The sequence below is a fragment of the Oceanicella actignis genome (assembly GCF_900111545.1).
GTDB lineage: Bacteria > Pseudomonadota > Alphaproteobacteria > Rhodobacterales > Rhodobacteraceae > Oceanicella > Oceanicella actignis.
This window is the reverse complement of record NZ_FOHL01000003.1, coordinates 188,709-213,495: the sequence shown is the minus strand read 5'-3', so window position 1 is coordinate 213,495 and position 24,787 is coordinate 188,709. Positions and strand designations below refer to the sequence as shown.

The following is a 24,787-nucleotide window of genomic DNA, read 5'->3' as shown; positions in this document are numbered from 1 at the left end:
CCCGAACGCTGGACCAGCATTGCGGCGATGGCGAGGGGGCGGAAGGCGCTCTCACCCCCTTGTGACGACGCGCGAGCGCGCCGCGGCGCATTGTGGGGAAGCCCCCGAGGCCCGCCCCGCGGGGAAAGCGCGAAGCGCCGCGCCGACAGGAGTCCAACGAGCCGATGAGCCGAACCCCGCCCCCAGAAGGCGCCGCCCGGACCGAAGCGCCCAAGGACGCGCCCGCCGGCGCGCCGGTCGCCTCGCGGCGCGGCGCCCCCGCGAGCGATCCCGTCGTCGCGCCCGCCGCCACCCCCGCCGCAGGCCCCGCTGCAAACGCCGCCTCAGGCTCGGCCGCGATCCCTGCCGAAAAGCCCGCCGCCGGCCCCGCGCCCCCCGTCGACGCCCGCGCCCTGGCGGCGGCGCTGGCGCTGTTGGCGCTGCTGGCGGCGCGGGCCCATGCCGAGCGGGGCGCGCCCCTTGTCTGGGCGGCGCTGCTGGGCGCGTTCGCGGGGCTGGCGCTGCATCACGCGCGCTTCGGCTTCGCCTCGGCCTGGCGGCGCATGACGCGCGAGCGGCGCGGCGCGGGGCTGCGCGCGCAGATGCTGCTGATCGGGCTGACCTGCGCGGCGTCCTACCCGCTCATGCAATGGGGGGCCCAGATCGGCCTGCCCGCGCGCGGCCATGTGCTGCCCATCGGCGCGGCCTCGGCGATCGGGGCGTTCATGTTCGGCGCCGGCATGCAGCTGGGCGGCGGCTGCGCCTCGGGCACGTTGCATGCGCTGGGGGGCGGCGCGCCGCGCATGGCCATCACGCTGGCCTTCTTCGTCGGCGGATCGGTCCTGGCGACGGCGCACTGGGATTTCTGGTCGGCCCTGCCGCGCACGCGCGCGGGCGCTTCGCTGCCGCAGATGATGGGCGCGCTGCCCGCGCTGGCGGTCACGCTGGCCCTGCTGGGCGCGATCGCGCTGGCCTCGGCGGCGCTCGAGCGCCGGCGCCACGGCGCGCTCGAGCCGCCTTCGCGCGCCGGCGACCCGCTGCGCGGCCCATGGACGCCGGGCATGGGCGCGGCGGCGCTGGCGCTGGTCGGCATCGGCTGCTTCCTGGCGCTGGGCCGGCCATGGGGCGTGACCTCGGCCTTCGCGCTGTGGGGCGCCAAGGCGCTGAACGCCGCCGGGCTGCCGGTGCAGGAGTGGACCTACTGGAGCGGCTGGCGGCGCGGCGCGCTCGAGGCGTCGGTGTTCGCCGACGCGACCTCGGTGATGAATTTCGGCATCGTGCTGGGCGCCATGGCCGCCGCCGCGCTTGCCGGGCGCTGGGGCGGCGGCGCGCGGCCGGACTTGCGCGGCGCGCTGACGGCCGCCGCCGGAGGGCTGCTGATGGGCTACGGCGCGCGCCTGGCCTATGGGTGCAACATCGGGGCCTATCTGGGCGGGCTGGCGTCGGGCTCGGCGCATGGGTGGTGGTGGCTGATCTGGGGCTGGGCGGGCTCGGCGCTGGGAACGCGCCTGCGCGCGCGGCTGGGCATGGACCCGCCCGCCTGCCCGCCTCGCGCATGAGGCCGCCCGCCGCCGCGCCTCCGGCGCGTTCGTTCTTCTCGTCGCACCGAAGGAAAGGACAACCCATGATCCGCCCGCTTCCTGTCTGCCTCGCCCTTGTCGCCGCCCTTGGCGCCGCCGCGCCGCCCGCGGCGGCCGCCGAACCCGTCGCCCCCGCCGCCCTCTCGCCCCGGCCCGGATGGCGGACGATCGACGTCGCCCTGCCTTATGCCGAGCTGCTGCCGCGCCTGCGCGCGGCCGTGCGTGCCGAACGCATGGCCGTGGTCGCCGAGGCCGGCCCCACCGAGGCCGCCCGCGCGCGCGGCGTGCGCGTTCCGGGCAACCGGGTGGTCGGGGTCTTTCGCAACGATTTCGCCGTGCGGGCGCTGCGCGCCTCGCTCGCGGCCATGATCGAGGCGCCGATCCGCTTCTACGTCGTCCAGACCCCGAGCGGCGCGACGCTGGCATGGAAGACGCCCAGCCACGTCTTCGCCCCCTACATGGCCGAGGGCGGCCCGGCCCTGGCCGGCCTGGCGCGCGAGCTTGACGCGATCTTCGAAGCCATCGCCGCCCGCGCGACGGCGCCCTGACGGGCCCGGCCGGCTTGCCCCGGCGCCCGGCGGGCTGCTATTGGTCAACCGATCGGACCAATTCAACCCGCCAGGCCCGCCATGCCCTTCCGCCCGGTCCAGACCGAGAAGACCGCCGCAGCCGTGGTGCGCCAGGTCGAGGAGCTGATCCTTCAGGGCGTGCTGCGCCCCGGCGACCGCCTGCCGGCCGAGCGCGAGCTGGCGCGCCGCCTTGCGGTCTCGCGCCCGACCCTGCGCGAGGCGCTGGCCGAGCTGGAATCGCGGGGCCTGACGGCGACCCGGCGCGGGGCGGGCGTGTTCGTGGCCGACGTGCTGGGCCAGGCCTTCGCGCCGCCGCTCATCGAGCTGTTCGCCACGCATGACCAGGCGCTCTACGACTATCTCAGCTTCCGCCGCGACCTCGAGGGGCTGGCCGCCGCCCGCGCCGCCGCGCAGGCCACCGAGGGCGACCGCGCCGTGATCGCCCGCGTGTTCGCGCGCATGGAGGCCGCCCACGCCCGCCGCAACCCGGACGAGGAGGCGCGCCTTGACGCCGAGTTCCACATGGCCGTGGTCGAGGCGGCGCACAACGTGGTCATGCTGCACATGATGCGCTCGATGTTCGAGCTGCTGCGCCGCGGGGTGTTCTACAACCGCGACGCGCTGTTCGCCCTGCGCCCGGCGCGCGACGCGCTGCTCGAGCAGCACCGCGCCATCCGCGACGCGGTGCTGGCCGGCCGGCCGGACGAGGCGCGCGCGGCGGTCGAGGCGCATCTGGACTATGTCGCCGCCATGATGCGCGAGGTCGGCCGGCGCGCCTCGCTCGAACAGGTGGCGCGGCTGCGCCTGGCGCGGCTGGAGTGAAGGCGCCCCCGGGCCCCGTCACGGCCCGCGGCCCCGGCGCCGCGCCCGAACCCTGGCCGCGCCCGGGCCGCGCGCGGGGCCGCGTCGCCCGTCTCGCCTTGCGTCTCAGCCCCCCTCGCCGCCCCCGCGCCGGTCCCGGCGCGCCAGGCGCGACAGCGCCAGCGGCGACAGCACCATGGGGATCTGGTAGAGCGCGACGAACAGGCCGAACAACGGGTCGGGCGGCAAGGCGGCCAGATAGATCGCGACCGAGCGCGTGCCCCCCGTGAGCGCCAGCGCTCCCGCGCGCGGGGCCGCGCCCCGGCGCAGGCGGCGCAGCGCCAGATAGGGCCCCAGGATCAGCGCCGAGCCGAGCGCCAGATAAAGCGCCGCCCGACCCGGAGCCGCCGCCAGCGTCGCGCCGACGCCGTCGAACAGCGGCATGATGAAGACGGTCATCGCCAGCACCGTCAGCCCGTCGAAGGCCGGGCCCGAGCGCGCGATGCGCGCCGGGCCCAGAAGGCGCCGCAACAGCGCCGCCGCCAACGCCCCCGCGCCGATCATCGCCCCCGTGCGTAGCGCAAGCTCCAGCCCGCCCACCGGCGCCGCCGCGCCCAGCAGCCACGCCGCCAGCGGCGCGCCCGCCAGCGGGGCCAGGATCGACGCCGCCAACGTCACCTCGAGCGCCAGCGCCGCGTCCAGCCCCATGATGAAGGCGAAGCCCGCCGCCGAGGCGATGGGCGGCGCGGCCAGCGTATAGACAAGCGCCGCGACGACGTCCGGCGGCGCGCCCGCCGCCCGCGCCGCCCCGAAGGCGGCCAGCGGCGCCAGCCCCACCATGACCGCGGCCGCGGCGAAGGCCCGCGCGGCCCGCCGGCCTCCGCCCAGCCGCGCCGCCGCGCGCAGGTCGATCCGCGTCATCGCCAGCGCATAGACCATCGCCACCAGCGCCGGCAGGAAGGGGCGCAGCGCCGCCGCCAGCTGCGGCACGGCCAGCGCGACCAGCGCCGACAGGGCCAGCGCCCAGCGGGCCCGCCCGCCAAGCCAGGCCAGCGCCCCGATCAGGACCCGGCCCGCCGCGCCCGGCCGCACGCCGCTCATGGCCCTCAGCCTTGCCCGAGGGCGGGCATGGCGCGCAGGCGCAGGCCCTCGGGCGTCAGCTCGATCGCCCGCAGCATCGGCGCGCCCATGTGCCGGCGCAGGCCCGGCTCGCCCGGCTCGGGCGCGAAAAGCGGCCCCGTGGGCGGCGAGACCGAGACCCGCAAGCCGCGCCAGTCGATCTCGTGCGCGCCGTGCGCGTGGGCGCAGAGGATGCGCAGCGGCGGGTGCGGGGCGGCGGCCAGGGCCCACAGCAGCTCGTCGGCGCCCTCGAAGGGCCAGCGGTCCAGCTGCGGCATGCCCAGCGCGCAAGGCGGATGATGCATGATCAAAACCCACGGCTCGTCGTCCATCTCGGCAAGGCGCGCGCGCAGCCACTGGGCCTGCGCCGGGGTCAGACGGCCGGCAACCTGCCCCGGCGCCAGCGTGTCGAGCCCCACCAGGCGCAGCCGCCCCGCCTGACGCACGCCGCTCAGAAAGGGCGGCGCCTCGGCGGCGACGGCCTCGGGAAAGGCGGCGGCCAGCGCGCCGCGCTCGTCGTGATTGCCCGGCAGGATCCACAGCGGCGCCGCCCCGACAAGCGCCCTGCGCGCCATGGCGTAGCTTTCGGGCGCGCCGTCATCGGCCAGATCGCCCGCATGCACGATCAGGTCGGGCGCAAGCCGGCGCGCCGCGGCCGCCGCCAACGCCAGGCGCGCGGCCGCCTCGCGCCCGGCCTCGCCCGCGCGGATGTGGGAATCGCACAGAAGAACGATGCGGCTCATGGCGCCTCCTTGCGCTCGGGGGCCCGGGCGGGCCGTGGTCACACTGCCGCCAATGGCGCGATCACATGCGCGAACGAGCCGCACACCCGCCCCGCGCGCAAGCCCATCGCGCCCAGCTCGCGGCCGGCGGCGTCGGCGGCGTCGAACAGCGGCGCGCCCTCGGCGCGCAGCGTGGTGGCCTGGCGATGCTCATGCGCGGCCAGCGGCCCCTGCCATGGCGCGCCCGCGCGCGGCGTCAGGCGCCGGTAGCCCAGCGTGCGGCGGCGGCGTGCGAAGCTGGTCTCGAGCGGCAGCAGGCCCAGCATCTCGCGCCGCGCGCCGTCGGCGCATTCCAGCCCGCGGCCCAGCGTCATGTAGCCCCCGCACTCGCCATAGATCAGCGCGCCCCGCTCGGCCGCCGCGCGCATGCCGGCGGCGAAGCGGCTCGCCGCGGCCAGGCGGTCGGCGTGCAGCTCGGGATAGCCGCCGGGCAGAAACACGGCGTCCGCATCGGCGGCCGGCGGCTCGTCGGCCAGGGGCGAGAAGGGCATGACCTGCGCCCCCTGCGCGCGCCAGTCGCGCAGCATGTGCTCGTAGGCGAAGGCGAAGGCCACGTCGCGCGCGACGGCGATGCGCGCGCCCAGGGGCGCCAGCCGCGCCGGCGCCGCGCCCGCCGCCACGGGCCGGGCCAGGGCGCGCAGCGCCGCCAGGTCGCAGCCTTGGGCGACCAGATCGGCCGCCGCCTCGACGAAGGCCTCGAGATCCGCGCGCTCGGCCGCCTGCACCAACCCCAGGTGACGCGAGGGCGTCTGCAGCCGCGCGTCGCGCGCGATCGCGCCCAGCACCGGCGCCACCGGCGCGATCGCGCCGGCCAGCATGCGCTCGTGCCGCGCGCCGGCGACGCGGTTGAGGATGACGCCCGCCACCTCGACCCCCGGCCGATGGCGCGCAAGCCCCGCCACCAGCGCCCCGGCCGTCTGCGCCATGCGCGCGGCGTCCAGAACCAGCACCACCGGCGCGCCCAGCGCGCGCGCGACGTCGGCCGCCGCGCCGGTTCCGCCGGCGCCCGGGGCCTCGGCGCCGTCGAACAGGCCCATCGCGCCCTCGACGACCAGCAGCTCGGCCCCGGTCGCGCGGGCGCGGGCGCGAAGGGCGGCGGGCGGCTCGGCCCAGGCGTCGAGCGTCGCGCAAGGCCGACCCGTGGCGGCCTCGTGGAAGGCCGGGTCGATATAGTCGGGTCCGCACTTGCCCGAGGCGACGTCCACCCCCGCCCGGCGCAGCGCGCGCAAGAGCCCGAGGGTCAGGACCGTCTTGCCCGAGCCCGAGGATGGAGCCGAAATGAGGAACGCCCGCGTCGCCGTCATGCCCCAGTCGGTAACGCCCCGCGCGCCGGCGGGCAAGGGCGCCCGGGGCCATGCGCGGGCCGAGCAGCCAGGCGCCCGGGAGGGGGCCGCGCGACGCGCCGGCGGCCGGCGCGGAGCGGCCGCCGGTCCGAGGACGGCCCGCCGATCAGCCGCGATCAGGGCGCGCGCGCCGCTTGCGCCGGCGAAGCCGGCCCCCCCGCCGCGCGGACATGCGCGGGGCGGAAGTCGCCGCGAGCCGGGCGGCGCGGGGGCGCCCCCTGACCCGCCCGCGCTCGCGTCGGGGGACGAAAGGCGCGACAGCGGCCCGCCCCCGCCGCCCGCGCGCAGGCGGGGGCGAAACTTCGACGCGGGCAAGGTGTTCATTTCGGCGCGGGCCGCCCGCGCGAAGGCGCGGGAGAAACCCGCAAGCGCCTTGGGCTCGCCCGGCGCCAGCCCCCGCCCCCGCCCGCGCGAGGGCGCGTCAGCGCGGCTGGCTGAGCGTGCGGCGCACGGCGTCGCGCCATCCGGCGATCTTGGCCCGGCGCCGCTCGGGGTCCATCGACGGGACGAAGCGCCGGTCCAGCGACCACGACGCCGCAAAGCCCTGCGCGTCGGGGCACAGGCCCGCCTTCATGCCCGCCAGCCAGGCCGCGCCCAGCGCCGTGGTCTCGAGCACCCTGGGCCGGTCCACCGGCGCATCGAGCATGTCGGCCAGGAACTGCATGGTCCAGTCCGAGGCGGTCATGCCGCCATCCACGCGCAGCACCGTGTCGGCGGCGCCCTCGGCGCTCCAGTCGCGGCGCATGGCCTCGATCAGATCGAGGCTCTGATAGCCCACGCTCTCGAGCGCGGCGCGCGCGAGCTCGGCCGGGCCGGTGCCGCGCGTCAGGCCGAAGATGGCGCCGCGGCACTCGGAATCCCACCAGGGCGCGCCAAGGCCGGTGAAGGCCGGCACCAGATAGACGTTCTGCGCCGGATCGGCGGCCTCGGCCAGGGGCTGGGTCTGCGCCGCCTCGCGGATGATGCCCAGCCCGTCGCGCAGCCATTGCACCACCGCCCCGGCGATGAAGATCGAGCCTTCGAGCGCATAGGTCGGCTTGCCGTCCAGCTGGTAGGCGATGGTGGTCAGCAGCCGGTTGGCGGACGCGACCGGCGCATCGCCGGTGTTGAGCAGCGCGAAGCAGCCGGTGCCGTAGGTGCTCTTGACCATGCCCGGCGCGAAGCAGGCCTGGCCGACCGTCGCCGCCTGCTGGTCGCCCGCCACGCCCAGGATGGGGATCTCGGCGCCCAGAAGGTCGGCGCGGGCGCGGCCGAAATCGTCGGCGCTGTCGCGCACCTCGGGCAGCATCGACATGGGCACGCGGAACATGCGGCACAGCTCGGCGTCCCAGGCGCCCGCGCGGATGTCGTAGAGCATGGTGCGCGAGGCGTTCGTGGCGTCGGTGGCGTGGACCTTGCCGCCGGTCAGGTTCCAGATCAGCCACGAATCGACCGTGCCGAAGGCCAGCTTGCCGGCCTCGGCGCGGGCGCGCGCGCCCTCGACGTTGTCGAGGATCCAGGCGATCTTGGTGGCCGAGAAGTAGGGGTCGAGCAGAAGACCGGTTTTGGCCGTCACCTCGGGCTCGGCGCCGTCTTCTTTCAGACGCCGACACAGATCGGCGGTGCGCCTGTCCTGCCAGACGATGGCGCGGCCCACGGGCTGGCCGGTCTCGCGATCCCAGACGACCGTCGTCTCGCGCTGGTTGGTGATGCCGATGGCGGCGATGTCGGCGGCGCGCAGGCCGGCGCGCTCGATGGCGGCGCGGCAGGTCGCCGCGGTGCTGGCCCAAAGGTCGGCGGGGTCGTGCTCGACCCAGCCCGAGGCCGGGAAATGCTGCGCGAATTCCTGCTGATCGGCGGCGACGGGCGCGGGGGCCGCGTCGAAGACGATCGCCCGGGTCGAGGTGGTGCCCTGATCGATGGCCAGAATGTGCGTCATGGATGCGCCTCCCTGTTGCGCGGCGCGGGCTGGCGCCCGCCCTGGTCGTCGAGCGCGGGCGCGCCCGCGCACGTCATGGAGCCGGCGCGCCGCCCGCCGCGCCCGTTCCCGGCACGCGGACCTGCTGCGCCCCCCGATCGGCGGGACGCCGCATCGGCCCCTGCGCCCTGCGCCGCAGGGAAGCCGAAGGCGCGCCGCGCGGCAAGCGGTCTTGCGCGTCGGGCCCCGAAAAAGGCGGCGCCCCCGCCCGCCTTGGCGGACGGGGGCGCCTGGCGGGGCGGCCGGCTCGTGGGGCGCCGGCCGCGCCGCGCGTCACTGCTGCCAGGACTTGATCAGCTCGTCATACGAGACGGTCATCGGCTTGGGCTTCTCGTTGGCCAGCTTCGGCTTGGGCGCGCCGGGCTGCGAGAGCCACCATTCGGGGTCCTTCTCCTCGTTCAGGCGCGGGCCCAGCTCGCCCTGCACGCCGGCGCGCTCGAGACGGGCCAGCACCTTTTCCTGCGCCTCGCAAAGGGCGTCGAGCGCCTCCTGCGGGGTCTTGGCGCCGGACGAGGCGTCGCCGATGTTCTGCCACCACAGCTGCGCCAGCTTGGGATAGTCGGGCACGTTCACGCCGGTCGGCGACCAGCGCACCCGCGCGGGCGAGCGGTAGAACTCGATCAGACCGCCCAGCTTGGGCGCGCGCTCGGTGAAGCTGTCATGCTGGATGGTGGACTCGCGGATGAAGGTCAGGCCGACATGCGACTTCTTCACGTCCACGGTCTTCGAGACCACGAACTGCGCGTAGAGCCAGGCGGCCTTGGCGCGGTCCACGGGGGTGGACTTGAGGATGGTCCACGAGCCGGCGTCCTGATAGCCGACCTTCATGCCCTCTTCCCAGTAGGCGCCGTGCGGCGAGGGGGCCATGCGCCACTTGGGCGTGCCGTCCTCGTTCACCACGGGCAGCCCCTCCTTCACCATGTCGGCGGTGAAGGCGGTGTACCAGAACATCTGCTGGGCGATCGCGCCCTGCGCGGGCACCGGGCCGGCCTCGGAGAAGACCATGCCGGCGGCCGCCGGCGGCGCATACTTCTTCAGCCAGTCCACGTATTTCTGCACGGCATACACGGCCGCGGGCGCGTTGGTGGCGCCGCCGCGCTTGACGCACGAGCCGGTGGGCTGGAACTTCTCGTTCACGCGGATGCCCCACTCGTCCACCGGGAAGCCGTTCGGCTCGCCCTTGTCGCCCATGCCGGCCATGGACATCCAGGCGTCGGTGAAGCGCCAGCCGAGGCTGGGGTCCTTCTTGCCGTAGTCCATGTGGCCGTAGACCTTCTGGCCGTCGATCTCGCGGCCGGTGAAGAACTCGGCGATGTCCTCATAGGCCGACCAGTTGACCGGAACGCCCAGCTCGTAGCCGTATTTCGCCTTGAAGTCGGCCTTGTTCTTGGGGTCGTTGAACCAGTCGTAGCGGAACCAGTAAAGGTTCGCGAACTGCTGATCGGGCAGCTGGTAGATCTTGCCGTCGGGCCCGGTGGTGAACTGAAGCCCGATGAAGTCCTCGAGGTCGAGGTTGGGGTTGGTGACGTCCTTGCCCTCGCCGGCCATCCAGTCGGACAGCGGACGGGCCTGCTGGTAGCGCCAGTGGGTGCCGATCAGGTCCGAGTCGTTGATGTAGGCGTCGTAGATGTTCTCGCCCGACTGCATCTGGGTCTGCAGCTTCTCGACGACGTCGCCCTCGCCGATCAGGTCGTGCGTGACCTTGATGCCGGTGATCCTGGTGAACCAGGGCGCCAGCACCTTGGACTCGTATTCATGCGTGGTGATCGTCTCGGACACCACCTTGATCTCCATGCCCGCATAGGGCTTGGCGGCGTCGATGAACCACTGCATCTCGGCTTCCTGCTCGGCGCGCGAAAGCGTCGAGAGATCGCCGATCTCCTCGTCCAGGAACTTCTTGGCCGCGGCCATGTCCGCCCATCCGGGGCTTGCCCCCGCGATGAGCGCCAGCGCCGCGACGCCGGCCTTCAATCCCGTTCTCATCTTCATTCCTCCCGTGTCGAGATGCATTCACCTCCCCCCGCCCGATGCGGGGGCCTTCGCTCCGTCAGACCCAGCGGAACACCGCCGCGGCCCAGACGAGGCAAACCGCCAGCGCGCCGGTCAGGGGCGCGCCGAAAAACGCAAGCCATCCAAGGCAGATCCAGGCCGAGCCCAGCAGGCTGACGAACAGCCGGTCGCCCGGCGTGGTCTCGAAGCGCAGCACGCCCATGCGCGGGGGCTGCGGCCAGAACGCCGTCCACAGCGTCATCGCCGCCAGAAGGCACAGGATGACATAGAAGAACGCCGCCGTCGCCAGGGTCCAGGCCATCCAGCCGTTGGGGATCAGCGGCGCGGTCCAGTCCACCGCCCCGTCCTTGCGCGGCGCCGCGGCCAGCAGCCCGGCGGCCAGCGCGCCCAGGACCAGGACGACGCCCGCGGCCGTGGTCAGGAAAGCCTTCTTGCGCGTCGTCATCACACCCTCCCCATCGCGAAGCCCTTGGCGATGTAGTTGCGCACGAACCAGATCACGAGCGCGCCGGGCACGATGGTCAGCACGCCCGCCGCGGCCAGCACGCCCCAGTCAAGCCCCGAGGCCGAGACCGTGCGCGTCATCGTCGCCGCGATGGGCTTGGCGTCCACCGAGGTCAGCGTGCGGCTCAGCAGAAGCTCGACCCACGAGAACATGAAGCAGAAGAACGCCGTCACGCCGATCCCGCTGGCGATCAGCGGCATGAAGATCTTCACGAAGAAGCGGCCGAAGGAATAGCCGTCGATATAGGCGGTCTCGTCGATCTCCCTCGGCACGCCGCGCATGAACCCTTCGAGGATCCACACCGCCAGGGGCACGTTGAACAGGCAGTGCGCCAGCGCCACCGCGATATGGGTGTCGAACAGCCCGATCGAGGAATAGAGCTGGAAGAAGGGCAGCGCGAACACCGCCGGCGGCGCCATGCGGTTGGTCAGCAGCCAGAAGAACAGGTGCTTGTCGCCCAGGAAGCTGTAGCGGCTGAAGGCGTAGGCCGCCGGCAGCGCCGCCGCGATCGAGATGACCGTGTTCAGCACCACGTAGATCAGCGAGTTGATGTAGCCCCAATACCAGCTCAGATCGGTGAAGATGACCATGTAGTTGGCCAGCGTCAGATCGCGCGGCCAGAGCGAGAACGAGGACAGGATCTCCTCGTTCGTCTTCAGGCTCATGTTCACCAGCCAGTAGATCGGCAGCAGCAGGAACAGGATGTAGAGCGCGCAGGTCAGGGCCGAGCCGTTGAAGGCGAAGCGGCGGCGCGCGCCGGCGGGTGCGGGAGCGGTCATTTGCGGCTCTCCTGCGCGTCGAGATTGGTCATCACCGTGTAGAACACCCAGCTCAGCAGCAGGATCACCAGGAAGTAGATGATCGAGAACGCCGCCGCCGGGCCAAGGTCGAACTGCCCGATCGCCATCTTGACCAGGTCGATCGACAGGAGCGTGGTCGCGTTGCCCGGACCGCCGCCCGTGACCACGAAGGGCTCGGTGTAGATCATGAAGCTGTCCATGAAGCGCAGCAGGACGGCGATCAGCAGCACCCCCCGCATCTTGGGCAGCTCGATGTAGCGGAACACCTTCCAGCGGCTGGCCTGGTCGATCTTGGCCGCCTGGTAATAGGCGTCGGGGATCGAGCGCAGACCCGCATAGGCCAGCAGCACCACCAGCGAGGTCCAGTGCCACACATCCATCACGATGATGGTGATCCAGGCGTCGATCGGGTCCTGGGTGTAGTTGTAGTCGATCCCCAGCGCCGACAGCGCGTAGCCCAGAAGGCCGATGTCCACGCGCCCGAAGATCTGCCAGATCGTGCCGACCACGTTCCACGGGATCAGCAGGGGCAGCGCCATCAGCACCAGGCAGACCGAGGCCCACACCCCCCGCTTGGGCATGTTCAGCGCCACGAACACCCCCAGCGGCACCTCGATCGCCAGGATTATCGCCGAGAAGGCCAGCTGGCGCAGGAAGGCGTTGTGCAGCCGCTCGGAGGCCAGCATCTCTTCGAACCACTCGAGCCCGGCCCAGAAGAACTGGTTGTTTCCGAAGGTGTCCTGGACCGAGTAGTTGACCACCGTCATCAGCGGAACGACGGCCGAGAAGCCCACCAGCAGCAGCACCGGCAGGACCAGGAACCAGGCGCGCTGGTTGACGGTCTTGTTCATCGCGCGGTCTCCTTCTCGTCGCGGGCGGGCACGCGCCAGCCGTCGACATAGACGTTGACGGCCGCCGGATCGAAGGCGAAGCGCGCCTCGCCCAGCGGCACGGCCTGCCCCTCGGGGGCCAGCATGTTGACCTCGCGTCCGGCATGTTCGGCGCGCACGATCTGGTGGCGCCCGATGTCCTCGACGCGGCGCACGACCACGGGAATGCCCTCGTCCGGGCCGGCCAGGCGCACGAATTCGGGGCGCACGCCGATCTCGGCGCGCTCCTGCGGGGCATGGTCGCCCGCCAGGGGAATGACGTGCTCGCCGATCCAGGCCTGCGCGCCGGCCACCCGCGCGGGCAGGACGTTCATGCCCGGCGAGCCGATGAAGAAGCCCACGAAGGTGTGCGCGGGGCGGGCGAACAGCTCTTCGGGCGCGCCCATCTGCACCACCTGCCCGTCATGCATCACCACCACCTTGTCGGCGAAGGTCAGCGCCTCGGTCTGGTCGTGGGTGACGTAGATCATCGTGTGCCCGAACTCGCGGTGCAGGGCCTTGAGCTGGGTGCGCAGCTCCCACTTCATGTGGGGATCGATGACGGTCAGCGGCTCGTCGAAAAGGATGGCGTTGACGTCCTCGCGCACCATGCCGCGGCCAAGGCTGATCTTCTGCTTGGCGTCGGCGGTCAGCCCCTGCGCCTTGCGGCCCAGCGCGTCGGTCATGCCGATCATCTCGGCCACGGCGCCGACGCGGCGGCGCACGTAATCCTCGTCCGCGCCGCGGTTGCGCAGCGGGAAGGCCAGGTTGTCGAACACCGTCATGGTGTCGTAGACGACCGGGAACTGGAACACCTGCGCGATGTTGCGCTCGGCGGTGGGCAGGTCGGTCACGTCGCGCCCGTCGAAGGCGATGCGCCCCTCGGACGGGCGCAGCAGCCCCGAGATGATGTTGAGCAGGGTGGTCTTGCCGCAGCCCGACGGCCCAAGCAGCGCATAGGCGCCGCCGTCCTCCCATTCATGATCCATGCGCTTGAGCGCATAATCCGCCGGCCCCGAAGGCGCCTTCAGGTAGGAATGGGCCAGCTGCGCCAGGGTGATCCTCGCCATGGGCGTGTCCTTCGCGTTTCAGGCCGCGGCGGCGTAGGCCGCGGCGGCGATGAGCCGCCCGTCCTCGCCGAACGCATAGACATGTTCGGGGGCGACGGCGACCTGCGCCGAGGCGCCCGGCGCCAGGTCATGCACCCCATGCACCAGCGCCACCCAGCGCGACGCGCCGTGGTCCAGATGCACGAAGCTTTCCGAGCCCGTCAGCTCGGTCACCGCCACGCGCGCCTCGAAGGCCAGGTCGCCCGCGCGCGGCGCGCCGATGCGCAGATGATCGGGGCGGAAGCCCAGCTGCAGCGCGCCGTCGGGCAGCGCCGCCAGCGGCCCGGCGGCGGGCAGCTCGTCGCCCGTCTCGGCGCGCAGGACGCCGCCGCTCTTGACCGCGCGCAGGAAGTTCATCGGCGGGTCCGAGAACACCCGCGCCGTGGTCGCGTCGGCCGGGCGGCGGTAGACGGCGGGGGTGGGGCCGAACTGCGTCACGCGCCCTTCCCACAGGCAGGCGGTGAAGCCGCCTAGCAGCAGCGCCTCGTGCGGCTCGGTGGTGGCGTAGACGAAGATCGCCCCCGACTCGGCGAAGATGCGCGGGATCTCGGCGCGCAGCTCCTCGCGCAGCTTGTAGTCCAGATTGGCCAGCGGCTCGTCCAGCAGCACCAGCCCCGCATCCTTGACCAGCGCGCGCGCCAGGGCGCAGCGCTGCTGCTGGCCGCCCGACAGCTCGAGCGGCTTGCGCCGCAGCTTGTCGTCGTCAAGCCTGACCAGCTCGGCCGCGCGGCGCACCCGGCGGTCGATCTCGGCGCGGTCCAGGCCCTGAAGGCGCAGCGGCGAGGCGATGTTCTCATACACCGTCATGGACGGGTAGTTGATGAACTGCTGATAGACCATGGCCACGCGGCGGTCCTGCACGCGCATGCCGGTCACGTCGCGCCCCTCCCACAGGATGCGCCCCTGGCTGGGCCGGTCGAGCCCGGCCATCAGCCGCATGAGGCTGGTCTTGCCCGACAGGGTCGGCCCCAGCAGCACGTTCATCGTGCCCTTCTCGAGCGTCAGATCCGTGGGGTGAATGTGGGTCTGTCCGTTGACGACCCGCGACACCCCCTCGAGCGTCAGCGTCATCGCCCTTCTCCCTCAGCGTGCGCGGGGGCCGGAGCGGGCGCGTTGGCGCGCATCCACGCGTCCAGCGCGCGCGCCTCGGCCTCGTCCAGCCGCAGCCCCAGCTTCGAGCGGCGCCACAGCACGTCGTCGGCCGTGCGCGCCCATTCCTTGTCCATAAGCCAGCGCACCTCGCGCTCGGTCAGCGTCGCGCCGAAATCGCGGCCCATGTCCTCGGCCCGCTCGGCGCCGGCCAGCAGCGCCCGCGCCTCGGTCCCGTAGGCGCGGGTCAGCCGCATGGCCCAGCGCTCGGTCAGGAAGGGATGCGCCGCGCGCAGCTCGGCCGCCAGCGCCGGCGCCCCGTCCCAGGGGAAGTCGCCGCCCGGCAGGGGCGCGCGCGCGGTCCAGGCGCGCTTGGCGCCGGTCCAGGGGACAAGGCGCGCCATGGCCGCCTCGGCCAGCTTGCGGTAGGTGGTGATCTTGCCGCCGAAGACGTTCAGCATCGGCGCCTCTCCGTCCTTTCCGCCCTCGACCTTGAGCACGTAGTCGCGGGTCGCGGCCGTGGCCGACGAGGCGCCGTCGTCGTAAAGCGGCCGCACCCCGGAATAGGACCATACCACGTCTTCGCGCGTCACGGGGTTGCGGAAATACTCCGAGACCGCCGCCAGCAGATAGTCGCGCTCGGCCGGCGTGCACTCGGCCGCGCCGGGGTCGCCCTCGTGATCGGCGTCGGTGGTGCCGATGAGCGTGAAGTCCTGCTCGTAGGGAATGGCGAACAGCACCCGCCCGTCGGCGTTCTGGAAGATGTAGGGCCGGTCGTGGTCGAACAGCTTGCGCGTGACGATGTGCGAGCCCCGCACCAGGCGGATCCGGTCCGAGGTGACCAGCCCCGCCTTGGCGCCGATCACGTCCGCCACCCAGGGCCCGGCGGCGTTGACCAGGATGCGGGCCGAGCGCTCGAAGGTCTCGCCGCTGGTCATGTCGCGCAGCGTCACCCGCCACAGCCCGTTCTCGCGCCGGGCCGCCTCGACGCGCGTGCGCGTGCGGATCACCGCCCCGCGCCGCGCGGCGTCGCGCGCGTTCAGCACCACCAGGCGGCTGTCCTCGACCCAGCAGTCGGAATACTCGAACCCGCGGGTGAATTCGGGCTTGAGCGGCACCCCCGCCGGATCGCGCGTCAGGTCCAGAGAACGCGAGGGCGGCAGGATCTTGCGCCCGCCCAGGTGGTCGTAAAGGAACAGCCCCAGCCGCAGCATCCAGGCCGGCCGCAGCCCCTTGTGATGGGGCAGCACGAAGCGCAGCGGCCACGAGATGTGCGGCATGGCCACGAGCAGCGTCTCGCGCTCGCGCAGCGCCTCGCGCACCAGGCGGAACTCGTAATACTCGAGATAGCGCAAGCCGCCATGGAACAGCTTGGTCGAGGCCGAAGAGGTCGCCTGCGCCAGGTCGCCCTGCTCGGCCAGCTCGACGCTCAGGCCCCGCCCCGCCGCGTCGCGTGCGATTCCGCAGCCGTTCACCCCGCCGCCGATCACGAAGATGTCCGAAGTCATGGCATGCTCCTTCCCGAGGCGCGGGGCGCGCGATCGCTTCGCCTTCATTAGATGCGCGGAAGGGCTCCGTTCTGTCAATAACGAAAGAAAGCGAAAGCATAATGCGCGTTTTCGCGCCCGCGCGCGAAGGCCGCGCGCCCCAAGGTTGACCGCGGCGCGTCGATGGCCGACCTTTTTCGCTGCCGGCGCGAATCGGCGCGCCCTGCGCCGCCGGCGTGTTGCGTGCGCGGCCCTTGCGGGCGCGCGATGAGTCCCGGCGCGGCGACGCCGCCGGGAGCGTGGAGGCGAAGATGATGCGACAGGCGCTTGCGGCGACGCGGCGCGCATGCGGCCGGGCCATGGCCCGCCTGCGCGGCGGCGCCCGCGACGAAGCCGGCGCGGCGACGGTCGAGTTCGTGATCGTCGTGCCGGTGCTGCTGATGATCGTGTTCTCGATCTACGAAGCCGGCTGGTACATGGTGCGCACCACCATGCTCGACCGCGGGCTGGACCTGGCGATTCGCGACCTGCGGCTGGGCCTGGTGACCGACCCCACCCCCGCCACGATCAAGAAGCGCATCTGCGAGCATGCGCAGATCATCAAGGATTGCGAAAGCAGCCTGATTCTCGAGCTCACGCCCTTCACGCTCTCGGGCGGGCCGCCGACCAACGATCCGGTCTGCGTCGACCGCTCCGCCGGCGTCATCAACCCGCCCGTCACCTACACGCCCGGCGCGCCCTCGCAGATCATGTTCGTGCGCGCCTGCACGGTGGTGGGGGCGCTGTTCCCGCTCATGGGCTTCGCCGAGGCGATGGCGCGCTCGGCCAATGGCGAGTTCGCGATCATCGCGCACTCGGCCTTCGTGAACGAGCCGCAATGATGGGCGCGCACGGCGAAACCCTGCGCGCGGCGATCGGCGCGGCCGCGGCGCGCCCCGCGCGGCTGCTGCGGCGCTGCGCGGCGCGCGCGCGGCGCATGCGCGGCGACGAGCGCGGCGCGATCACGGTCGAGTTCGTGATCTGGGTCCCCATCCTGATCTTCTGGCTGGTGGCCAGCCTGGCCTTCTACGACGCCTTTCGCGACCGGGGCAACGCGGTGTGCGCCTCGAACGTGATCGCGGACATCGTCTCGCGCCAGACCGAGGTCAGCGACGCCTTCGTCTCGACGCTGCACGACCTGCTTCAGCAGCTGCTGTCGGGATCGCCGCCGGGCAAGTGGCTGCGCATATCCAGCGTGAAATACGAGGGCGGCCGCCACTTCGTCGAATGGTCCGCGCCCAGCGGGTCGGGCCTGCCGCTGACCGACGCGGACCTCGACCCCGCGCAGTTTCCGCGCATGGTCGAGGGCGACAGCGTGATCCTGGTCGAGACCTTCGTGCCCTTCGAGCCGATCCTGAGCTGGACGGGCATCGAGGCGACGACGCTGCATCTGCGCATGCCCACCGAGCCGCGCTTCACCTCGAAGATCGCCTACAGGAACTGACCGGCCCTGCGGCCCATCGGACGCGAGGCCGGCCGGCGGGTCAGGTGCCGCAATAGGTCACGCGCACTTCCTCGGCGGGCGCGGGCGGCGCGGCCAGGTCGGCATGTTCGGGCGCGGGCTCGTCGAAGGGGCGGCGCAGCGCCGCGATCAGGCGCTCGGCCGGCGCCAAATCGCCGGCCTCGGCCGCGGCGATGGCCTGCTCGACGCGGTGGTTGCGCGGGATGACGGCCGGATTCGCCGCCCGCATGCGCCGCGCCGCCTCTTCCGGCGCAACGCGCCCGGCCTCGAGCGCCGCGCGCCAGCGGCCCAGCCAGTCGTCCAGCGGGCGCGGATCACGGAACAGCGCGCGCACCGGCGCCGCGTCGCCCTCGGCCGCCAGGCAAAGGCGGCGGAAGAACAGCGTGAAGTCGGTTTCCTCGCCGCCCAGAAGGCGCAGCGCGCCGTCGATCAGCGCCTCGGCCTCGGGGGCGGCCGCATCGAGGCCCAGCTTGGGCGCGAAGGCCTCGCGCCAGGCGGCGGCGAACAGGTCGGGAAAGGCGTCGATCGCCTCTTGCGCCGAGGCGATGGCGCGGTCCTCGTCCGGGTCGATGCTGCGCGCCAGCGCCCCGGCCAGCCGCGACAGGTTCCAATGCGCCGCGCGCGGCTGCTGGTTCCAGGCGTAGCGCCCCGCATGGTCGATCGAGCTGAACACGCGGTCGGCCCGGAACCCGTCCATGAAGGCGCAGGGGCCGTAGTCGATGGTCTGCCCGCCCACATGCATGTTGTCGGTGTTCATCACGCCGTGGATGAAGCCCAGCGCCATCCACTGCGCCACCAGCCGCGCCTGGCGGGCCACGGCCTCGTCCAGCGCGGCGCGGGCGCGGTTCGGGGCCTGGGCCAGATGCGGAAAGTTGCGCGCCACGACGTGATCGAGCAGCGTGCGCACGGCCTCGTGATCGCCCTGCGCGGCGAAGAACTGGAAGGTGCCGACGCGCACATGCCCCTCGGCGACGCGGGTCAGCACCGCGCCGGGCAGCGGGCGCTCGCGCCGCACCACGGCGCCGGTGGCCGCGGCGGCCAGCGCGCGGGTGGTGGGCACGCCCATGGCGTGCATGGCCTCGGAGACGATGAACTCGCGCAGCACCGGCCCCAGCGCCGCCAGCCCGTCGCCCATGCGCGAGAACGGCGTGCGCCCCGCGCCCTTGAGCTGAAGGTCCTGGCGCACGCCCGCGCGGTCGATCACCTCGCCCAGCAGGATCGCGCGCCCGTCGCCCAGCTGCGGCACGAAATGCCCGAACTGGTGCCCCGCATAGGCCATGGCCAGGGGCTCGGCGCCGGGCGGAAGCTCGGCCCCCGACAGCCAGCGCGCCCCCTGCTCCGAGGCCAGCAGCGCCGGATCGGCCCCCAGCTCGCGCGCCAGATCGGCGTTGAGCAGCAAGAGCCGCGGCGCGGGCGGGCGCGTGGGCTGAACGCGGGCGTAGAAGCGCTCGGGCAGGCGCGCATAGCTGTTGTCGAAGGCGAAGGGCGCGGCGCGGTCGGCGGCGACGTCGGCGGTGGGCGTTTGCATGGGCGGGTCTCCTTCCTTGCCGCAAAGCTAGGGCGCGACGGCCCCGCGTCACGCCCCCGGCGCAGATTGCGCCGCCCGCCGGGGCCGCGCCCCGCGCCGCGGCGCCCAGCGACCCGGGCGGGCGACCCACGCGGGCGGCGGGGCGGCCGGATCGCCTGCGGCAAGCGCGCCTTGTCCTGGCCGCGCCCCGCGCGGGCGGCGGGCGGCGGTCTGCGGCATCGGCCCCCGGCCGCGGCGGCCTGCGCCGCCGGCGCCAGGCCCTGTCCGGGCGGTGGGCGCTGGGCCTGCCCGCGGGCGGCGCCGCGGCGCCGCCTTCGCGCGCCCGGCGGCCCCGCTCAGGCCTCGGCGGGAACGATCCGGAACGGCCGCGGGAAGGCGCCGAGCGCCGCCCGCACCTCGTCCTCGTCCAGCGAGTCGACCCCGGCGGGCGACAGCTCGGCCACCAGCCCAAGGCGCTTGTCCTCGACCACGTGGATCGAGGCCGAGATGCCCGCCTTCTCGAGCGCCTCGCCATAGACGCGCACGATGGCGCGCTTGCGCAGATCGGGCTTGAAGACCTTGCCGACCGCGGTCTTGGGCAGCTCTTCGAGCACCTCGACATGCTTGGGATGCGCGGCGCGCTCGGCGATGCGCTCGCGCGCGAAGGCCATCAGCTCGTCCGCCGAGGCCTCGGCCCCCTGCTTGAGCTCGACATAGGCGCAAGGCACCTCGCCCGCATGGGCGTCGGGCTGGCCGACCGCGCCCACGAAGGCGACGGCGGGGTGGCCGGCCAGGGCCTCTTCGATCAGCGCGGGGTCGATGTTGTGCCCGCCGCGGATGATCAGATCCTTGGCCCGGCCGGTGATCCACAGATAGCCGTCGGCGTCGATCCGGCCCAGATCGCCGGTGCGCAGGTGCCCGGTCTCGGCGTAAAGGCCCTGGTTCTTGGAGGGATCGGTGTAGGTCGAGCCCTGGCGCACGCCCGGATTGCGCACGCAGATCTCGCCGATCTCGTCGGTCGCGCATTCGCGCGTGATGCGGCCCTGCTCGTCGAAATGCAGGATGCGCACGTCGGTGTAGGGGAAGGGGATGCCCACCGAGCCGACCTTGCGCTGCCCCTCGATCGGGTTGCACGAGACGAGGCAGGTGGCCTCGGTCATGCCGTAGCCTTCCAGGATCTTGACGCCCGTCGCCTGCTCGAACTGGCGGAACAGCTCGAGCGGCAGCGGCGCCGAGCCGCACAGCGCGTATTTCAGCGACGAGACGTCCGCGTCCACCGGGCGCTGCATCAGCGCCGCCGCCGCGGTGGGGACCATGACCATGAACTGCACGTTCCAGCGCTCGACCAGCTTCCAGAAATTGTCGAACACCCCCTCGCCGCGATAGCCGGCCGGGGTGGGCATGATCATGTGCGCCCCCGCCGCCACGCAGCTGATGAGGATGGGATAGGCCGCGAAGACGTGGAACAGCGGCAGCGGGCACAGCACGTTGTCGCCCGAGTTCAGCATCAGATAGTCCGAGATCCACCCGTTGTAGATCATGCCCCGGTGGTCATGCTGCGCCAGCTTGGGCATGCCGGTGGTGCCGCCGGTGTGGAAATAGGCGCCGATGCGCGCGGGATCGAGGCTTTCGGCGAAGTTCAGCGCCGCGCCGTCGCGCCGGCGCGTCTCGGCGTCGAAATCCAGCCGCCGCACGCCCTCGGGATACGAGACCTTGGGCCGCACGAAGGGCACGATCCAGCGCAGCGGCGGGCCCAGATAGCGGCGCAGATCCACCTCGAGCACGGTCTTGACCCCCGGCGCCTCGGCCAGCGCCGCGGCCGCCTTCTGGGCGACGTCGCTCTTGGGAAAGGGCGCGAGGGTGACCAGCGCCTTGGCGCCGCTCTCGCGCAGGATGGCGGCGATCTGCGAGGGTTCGAGCAGCGGGTTGATCGGGTTGACGATGCCCGCCGTCGCGCCCGCCAGCAGGGTGATGGCCGTCTCGTTGCAGTTGGGCAGCAGATAGGCGACGACGTCGCCTTCCTCGATCCCCAGCTCGCGCAGAAGGTTGGCGGTCTGGGTGACGCGGGCCCTGAGCTCGCGCCAGGTCAGCGTCTCGGCCCGGTCCTTGGGCCCCGAGGTGATCTGGAAGCTGAGCGCGGGCAGGTCGGGGACCCGCTCGACGGTCTGCGAAAGCATCTCGTAGATCGAGCGCGCGGTCCAGCGCTGCTCGACGGGCGTGCGCTCGATCGCGATCTTGTCCTCCACGGAGGCGAGCGTTCTGGGCGCGTGGGTCATCGACATCCTCCCGACATGACGTGCGGCGGGCGGCCGCGCGCGCAGATTTGCCGCGCGCGCCGCGACCCGCAAGCGCGACCTTGCGTCAGCGCGGCCCTTGGGCGCGCGCCGCGCCGACGCCCGGCCCGGGCGAAGCGCCGCGGATGCCGGCCGGCCGGCCGCCTTGACGAAACGACAGCCTGCACCGGGCGCGCGCCCGCGTCCATGCCCTTGCGCCGCGCGCGCGCATGCCGGGGCTCGACGCGCGCTGGCGACGGCCGGCCGCCTTCTTGCGCCGCCCGCGCGCCGCATCGCCCCGGCGCCTGCGCCGACCGACGAAGCGGCGCGGCCTGGGACGGTCGGCGTCCGCGCGCCCCCTCGGCCGCCGCGTCGCGGCCCGCGGGTCGGCCGCACATGGCGCGAGGGGCGAGGCCGGGCCTGCGCCCCGTCCCGGCTTGACGCGCCGCGCAGGCGCAAGGGGCGGCCCGGCGCGTTCAGCCCTGCGTGAACTGAAGCCGCGCGAGGCGCGCGTAAAGGCCGTCCTGCGCGGACAGCGTTTCGTGATCGCCCTCGGCGACGATGCGCCCGCCTTCCAGCACCACGATGCGGTCGGCGTTCTTCACCGTGGCCAGGCGGTGGGCGATGACCAGCGTCGTGCGGTCGCTGGACAGGCGCTCGACGGCCTGCTGCACCGCGCGCTCGCTTTCGGCGTCGAGCGCCGAGGTCGCCTCGTCCAGCAGCAGGATCGGCGCATCGCGCAGGATCGCGCGCGCGATCGCCAGGCGCTGCTTCTGCCCGCCCGACAGCATCACGCCGCGCTCGCCCACGAAGGTGTCGTAGCCCTGGGGCAGCTGCATGATGAAGTCATGCGCCGCAGCGGCGCGGGCGGCGGCGCGCACCTCTTCGTCCGAAGCGTCGGGGCGGCCGAAACGGATGTTGGCGGCGATGGTGTCGGCGAAGATGGCCGGGTCCTGGCTGACCAGCGCAAAGCGCGTGCGCACCGCCTCGGGCGCCATCAGCGCCATGTCCGCGCCGTCAAGCAGGATGCGCCCCTCATCCGGGTCGTAAAAGCGCAGAAGCAGCTGGAAAAGCGTCGTCTTGCCCGCGCCCGAGGGGCCGACCAGCGCCACCGTCTGGCCCGCGCGCACGCGCAGCGTCACGTCGTGCAGCGCCCGCGCGTCGCGGCGCGAGGGATAGCTGAAGGCGACGTTCTCGAAGGCGATCTCGCCGCGCGGCGGCTCGGGCGGGGGGATCGGGCGCGCCGGGCGGCGGATGGGGTCTTGCGCCTCGAGCAGCTCGACCAGGCGCTCGGTCGCGCCGGCGGCGCGCTGGATCTCGCCCCACACCTCGGACAGCGCGCCGACCGAACCGGCCACCAGCACCGCGTAGATCAGGAACTGCACCAGCTCGCCCGCGCCGATCGCGCCCGCGCGCAGATCGCCCGCACCGATCCACAGCACGCCGACGACGCCGGTGAATACCAGGAAGATGATGATCGCCGCCAGCATCGCCCGCGCCACGATGCGCCGCAGCGCGGCGCGGTAGGCCTCCTCGGTCAGCGCGCCGAAGCGCGCGCGCGCCATGTCCTCGCGCGTGTAGGCCTGAACGGTCTGCGCGGCCTGAAGGGTCTCGGACGCCTGCGCCGAGCTTCGCGCCACCAGGTCCTGGCTTTCGCGCGACAGCTGGCGCACCCGCCGGCCCAGAGTCAGGATCGGGAACACCACCATCGGCACGATCAGCAGCGCATAGGCCGACAGCTTGGGCGAGGTCCAGAACATCAGGGCCAGACCGCCGGCGAACAGCAGCAGGTTGCGCAGCGCGATCGAGGCGCTCGAGCCGATCACCGACAGAAGCAGCGTCGTGTCCGCGGTCAGGCGGCTGATGACCTCGCCGGTCATGAGGCGCTCGTAGAAGGCCGGGCTCATGGCGATGACCTTGCCGTAGACCGCCTTGCGCAGATCGGCGATCACCCGCTCGCCCAGCCGCGTGACCAGGTAGAAGCGCGCCGCCGTCGCCAGCGCCAGCGCGCCCGCGATGGCCACCGCGGCCAGGAAGTAGCTGTCCATCAGGTATTCGGACTCGGCCGAGAAGCCGTCCACCACCCGCCCCGCCGCCATGGGCAGCGCCAGGTTCAGCACCGTGGTCAGCAGCAGCATGGCCAGCGCGCCATACGCCAGGCGCCTGTGCGGGCGCACGAAAGGCGCAAGGCGGCGCAGCGCGCCCACGGATCGGGACTTGGCGCGTTCGGGCGTGTCGGAGAGCAAGGACAAGGGCTGAGTTCCCGCGGTCTGGCTGATCGCCCGGCTGGGCGGGACCCGATGTATCAACCGCCCGCCGGGCCGACAATAGCCGCAAGGTCGCGCCCCGGCGCGCGCGGCCCGAGGCGCGGGGCGGCTTCCGGGGCGGCGCAATTCCGACTTTTTCGGTTTACTTTTTCGTGGCCGCGATCTATCGAGTCGCCCGTGACCCAGCGCGTCGCCAGGCATCATCCCATAATTGCAACGAGGAACGGGACATGCTTCGCACGCGCGCAGCGGCCTCGGTCTGCGCCCTGGCGGCGGCCATGCCGGCCATGGCGCAAGAGGTCATCGAACTGGAACGGATCACGATCGAAGGCCGGTCGCACGACGGATTCTTCGCGGAACCTTTCGCCGCCGACGTCGGCGCGATCATGAAGACCGACGACCCCATCGCGCTGACGCCGCGCTCGGTCACGGTGGTGACGCAAGAGCAGCTTCAGCGGCGCGGCGCGCGAACGGTCGAGGATGCGCTGAAATACTCGTCCGGCGTGGTCGCCGGCCAGTGGGGGCTGGACGCGCGCTCGGACTGGTCGCTGATCCGCGGCTTCCGCCCCAGCACGCTGCATGACGGCCTGCCCGCGCGCTACGGCTACTACAACGACGCCACGCCCGAACCCTTCATGCTCGAAAGCGTCGCGGCGCTGCGCGGGCCGGCGTCGGGACTGTATGGCAGCGGCTCGGTTGGCGGCGTGGTCAACACCGTCTCGAAAACCGCGGCGCAGGACGCGCCGCGCCTCTGGCAGCTTCAGGTCGGATCCTTCGATCGCGTGCAGGGCGCGCTGGACGTCGGCGGCCGGATCGACGCGGAGGGCGCGCTGCGCTACCGCCTCGTCGGCGTCGCGCGCGACTCGCGAACCCAGGTCGACCATTCGCAGGACGACGTGCTCGCCCTTGCTCCGTCCCTTTCCTGGAAGCCCGACGCGGACACCGAGCTGACCATCCTGCTGAACTACCAGGACGCCGACCGCAGCCCCCTGATCCAGTTCGCCTCGATCTACGGCACGCTGCTGCCCGCCACCGGCTTCGGCAACGGCAGGTTCCTTCCCGACAGCCTGTTCGTGGGCGAGCCGGGCTTCGACAGGTTCGAGTCCGAGCAGCGCAGCGTCACCGCCATGTTCGGCCACCGCTTCGACCCGGTGTGGCGCGTCGACGCCAATTTCCGATACCTCGAGGGCGAGGCCGAGTATCAGCACGCCTAGTGGGCCTTCGACAATTTCGCCAACGG

At 73.0% G+C, this 24,787-nt stretch carries 20 protein-coding genes; 6 read left to right on the top strand and 14 right to left on the bottom strand.

Annotated features, from left to right (window positions below):
* Positions 1 to 164 precede the first annotated feature (164 nt).
* From BMW67_RS06265 to BMW67_RS06255, 3 genes are all read left to right on the top strand, one after another.
* Positions 165 to 1,538, top strand: a complete 1,374-nt coding sequence (locus BMW67_RS06265; RefSeq protein ID WP_083581149.1) for a YeeE/YedE family protein — start codon at positions 165 to 167, stop codon at positions 1,536 to 1,538.
* A 65-nt stretch (positions 1,539 to 1,603) separates the two neighbouring features.
* Positions 1,604 to 2,107, top strand: coding sequence for a DUF302 domain-containing protein (locus BMW67_RS06260; RefSeq protein WP_072746374.1), 504 nt, complete (start codon positions 1,604 to 1,606; stop codon positions 2,105 to 2,107).
* Between the two features lie 81 nt (positions 2,108 to 2,188).
* Complete coding sequence (locus BMW67_RS06255) at positions 2,189 to 2,950, top strand: FCD domain-containing protein (RefSeq protein WP_072746375.1); 762 nt, start codon at positions 2,189 to 2,191, stop codon at positions 2,948 to 2,950.
* Positions 2,951 to 3,055: 105 nt separating this feature from the next.
* Here the strand turns inward: BMW67_RS06255 and BMW67_RS06250 are convergent, their stop codons facing one another.
* The 11 genes from BMW67_RS06250 to glpD form a co-directional block, all read right to left on the bottom strand.
* Complete coding sequence (locus tag BMW67_RS06250; RefSeq protein ID WP_072746376.1) at positions 3,056 to 4,030, bottom strand: hypothetical protein; 975 nt, start codon at positions 4,028 to 4,030, stop codon at positions 3,056 to 3,058.
* A 5-nt stretch (positions 4,031 to 4,035) separates the two neighbouring features.
* Complete coding sequence (locus tag BMW67_RS06245; RefSeq protein WP_072746377.1) at positions 4,036 to 4,791, bottom strand: metallophosphoesterase; 756 nt, start codon at positions 4,789 to 4,791, stop codon at positions 4,036 to 4,038.
* A 38-nt stretch (positions 4,792 to 4,829) separates the two neighbouring features.
* The gene (locus BMW67_RS06240) at positions 4,830 to 6,134 is read right to left on the bottom strand and encodes a cobyrinic acid a,c-diamide synthase CobB (protein WP_072746378.1); all 1,305 of its coding nucleotides are present in this window, start codon (positions 6,132 to 6,134) and stop codon (positions 4,830 to 4,832) included.
* Positions 6,135 to 6,594: 460 nt separating this feature from the next.
* Entirely contained in the window at positions 6,595 to 8,091 is a 1,497-nt protein-coding gene (glpK, locus tag BMW67_RS06235) for a glycerol kinase GlpK (RefSeq protein WP_072746379.1), read from the bottom strand.
* Between the two features lie 312 nt (positions 8,092 to 8,403).
* The gene (locus BMW67_RS06230; RefSeq protein ID WP_091764168.1) at positions 8,404 to 10,113 is read right to left on the bottom strand and encodes an ABC transporter substrate-binding protein; all 1,710 of its coding nucleotides are present in this window, start codon (positions 10,111 to 10,113) and stop codon (positions 8,404 to 8,406) included.
* Positions 10,114 to 10,177: 64 nt separating this feature from the next.
* A complete protein-coding gene (locus BMW67_RS06225) occupies positions 10,178 to 10,585 on the bottom strand; it encodes a DUF2160 domain-containing protein (RefSeq protein WP_072746381.1) in 408 nt (135 codons plus the stop codon).
* Positions 10,585 to 11,424, bottom strand: a complete 840-nt coding sequence (locus tag BMW67_RS06220; RefSeq protein WP_091764166.1) for a carbohydrate ABC transporter permease — start codon at positions 11,422 to 11,424, stop codon at positions 10,585 to 10,587. Before BMW67_RS06220 ends, BMW67_RS06225 begins: the two co-directional genes overlap by 1 nt.
* Complete coding sequence (locus BMW67_RS06215; RefSeq protein ID WP_072746382.1) at positions 11,421 to 12,296, bottom strand: carbohydrate ABC transporter permease; 876 nt, start codon at positions 12,294 to 12,296, stop codon at positions 11,421 to 11,423. Before BMW67_RS06215 ends, BMW67_RS06220 begins: the two co-directional genes overlap by 4 nt.
* Positions 12,293 to 13,384: an ABC transporter ATP-binding protein gene (locus BMW67_RS06210; protein ID WP_072746383.1), complete on the bottom strand. Its 1,092-nt coding sequence runs from the start codon at positions 13,382 to 13,384 to the stop codon at positions 12,293 to 12,295. The genes BMW67_RS06215 and BMW67_RS06210 overlap by 4 nt, the downstream gene beginning before the upstream one ends.
* Positions 13,385 to 13,402: 18 nt before the next feature.
* Positions 13,403 to 14,494, bottom strand: coding sequence for an ABC transporter ATP-binding protein (locus BMW67_RS06205; RefSeq protein WP_072746384.1), 1,092 nt, complete (start codon positions 14,492 to 14,494; stop codon positions 13,403 to 13,405).
* On the bottom strand, positions 14,491 to 16,020 hold the full coding sequence (gene glpD, locus BMW67_RS06200; RefSeq protein WP_072746587.1) for a glycerol-3-phosphate dehydrogenase: 1,530 nt from the start codon (positions 16,018 to 16,020) through the stop codon (positions 14,491 to 14,493). The genes BMW67_RS06205 and glpD overlap by 4 nt, the downstream gene beginning before the upstream one ends.
* 290 nt (positions 16,021 to 16,310) lie before the next feature.
* Here glpD and BMW67_RS06195 point away from each other — a divergent pair, with 290 nt between their 5' ends.
* Together BMW67_RS06195 and BMW67_RS06190 are read left to right on the top strand one after the other, a co-directional pair.
* Positions 16,311 to 16,880 (top strand): TadE/TadG family type IV pilus assembly protein, encoded by a 570-nt coding sequence (locus BMW67_RS06195; RefSeq protein ID WP_083581150.1) that lies wholly within the window; start codon positions 16,311 to 16,313, stop codon positions 16,878 to 16,880.
* Positions 16,877 to 17,482, top strand: coding sequence for a TadE/TadG family type IV pilus assembly protein (locus BMW67_RS06190; protein ID WP_125458982.1), 606 nt, complete (start codon positions 16,877 to 16,879; stop codon positions 17,480 to 17,482). The genes BMW67_RS06195 and BMW67_RS06190 overlap by 4 nt, the downstream gene beginning before the upstream one ends.
* A gap of 40 nt (positions 17,483 to 17,522) precedes the next feature.
* Here BMW67_RS06190 and BMW67_RS06185 read toward each other — a convergent pair whose 3' ends face one another.
* The 3 genes from BMW67_RS06185 to BMW67_RS06175 form a co-directional block, all read right to left on the bottom strand.
* The gene (locus BMW67_RS06185) at positions 17,523 to 19,028 is read right to left on the bottom strand and encodes a protein adenylyltransferase SelO (RefSeq protein WP_072746386.1); all 1,506 of its coding nucleotides are present in this window, start codon (positions 19,026 to 19,028) and stop codon (positions 17,523 to 17,525) included.
* Positions 19,029 to 19,363: 335 nt separating this feature from the next.
* Positions 19,364 to 21,283, bottom strand: coding sequence for an acyl-CoA synthetase (locus tag BMW67_RS06180; RefSeq protein WP_072746387.1), 1,920 nt, complete (start codon positions 21,281 to 21,283; stop codon positions 19,364 to 19,366).
* Positions 21,284 to 21,756: 473 nt separating this feature from the next.
* The gene (locus BMW67_RS06175; RefSeq protein ID WP_370426835.1) at positions 21,757 to 23,751 is read right to left on the bottom strand and encodes an ABC transporter transmembrane domain-containing protein; all 1,995 of its coding nucleotides are present in this window, start codon (positions 23,749 to 23,751) and stop codon (positions 21,757 to 21,759) included.
* A 26-nt stretch (positions 23,752 to 23,777) separates the two neighbouring features.
* Between BMW67_RS06175 and BMW67_RS15950 the strand changes: the two genes are divergently transcribed.
* Positions 23,778 to 24,761 (top strand): TonB-dependent siderophore receptor, encoded by a 984-nt coding sequence (locus BMW67_RS15950; RefSeq protein WP_245728470.1) that lies wholly within the window; start codon positions 23,778 to 23,780, stop codon positions 24,759 to 24,761.
* Positions 24,762 to 24,787 lie beyond the last annotated feature (26 nt).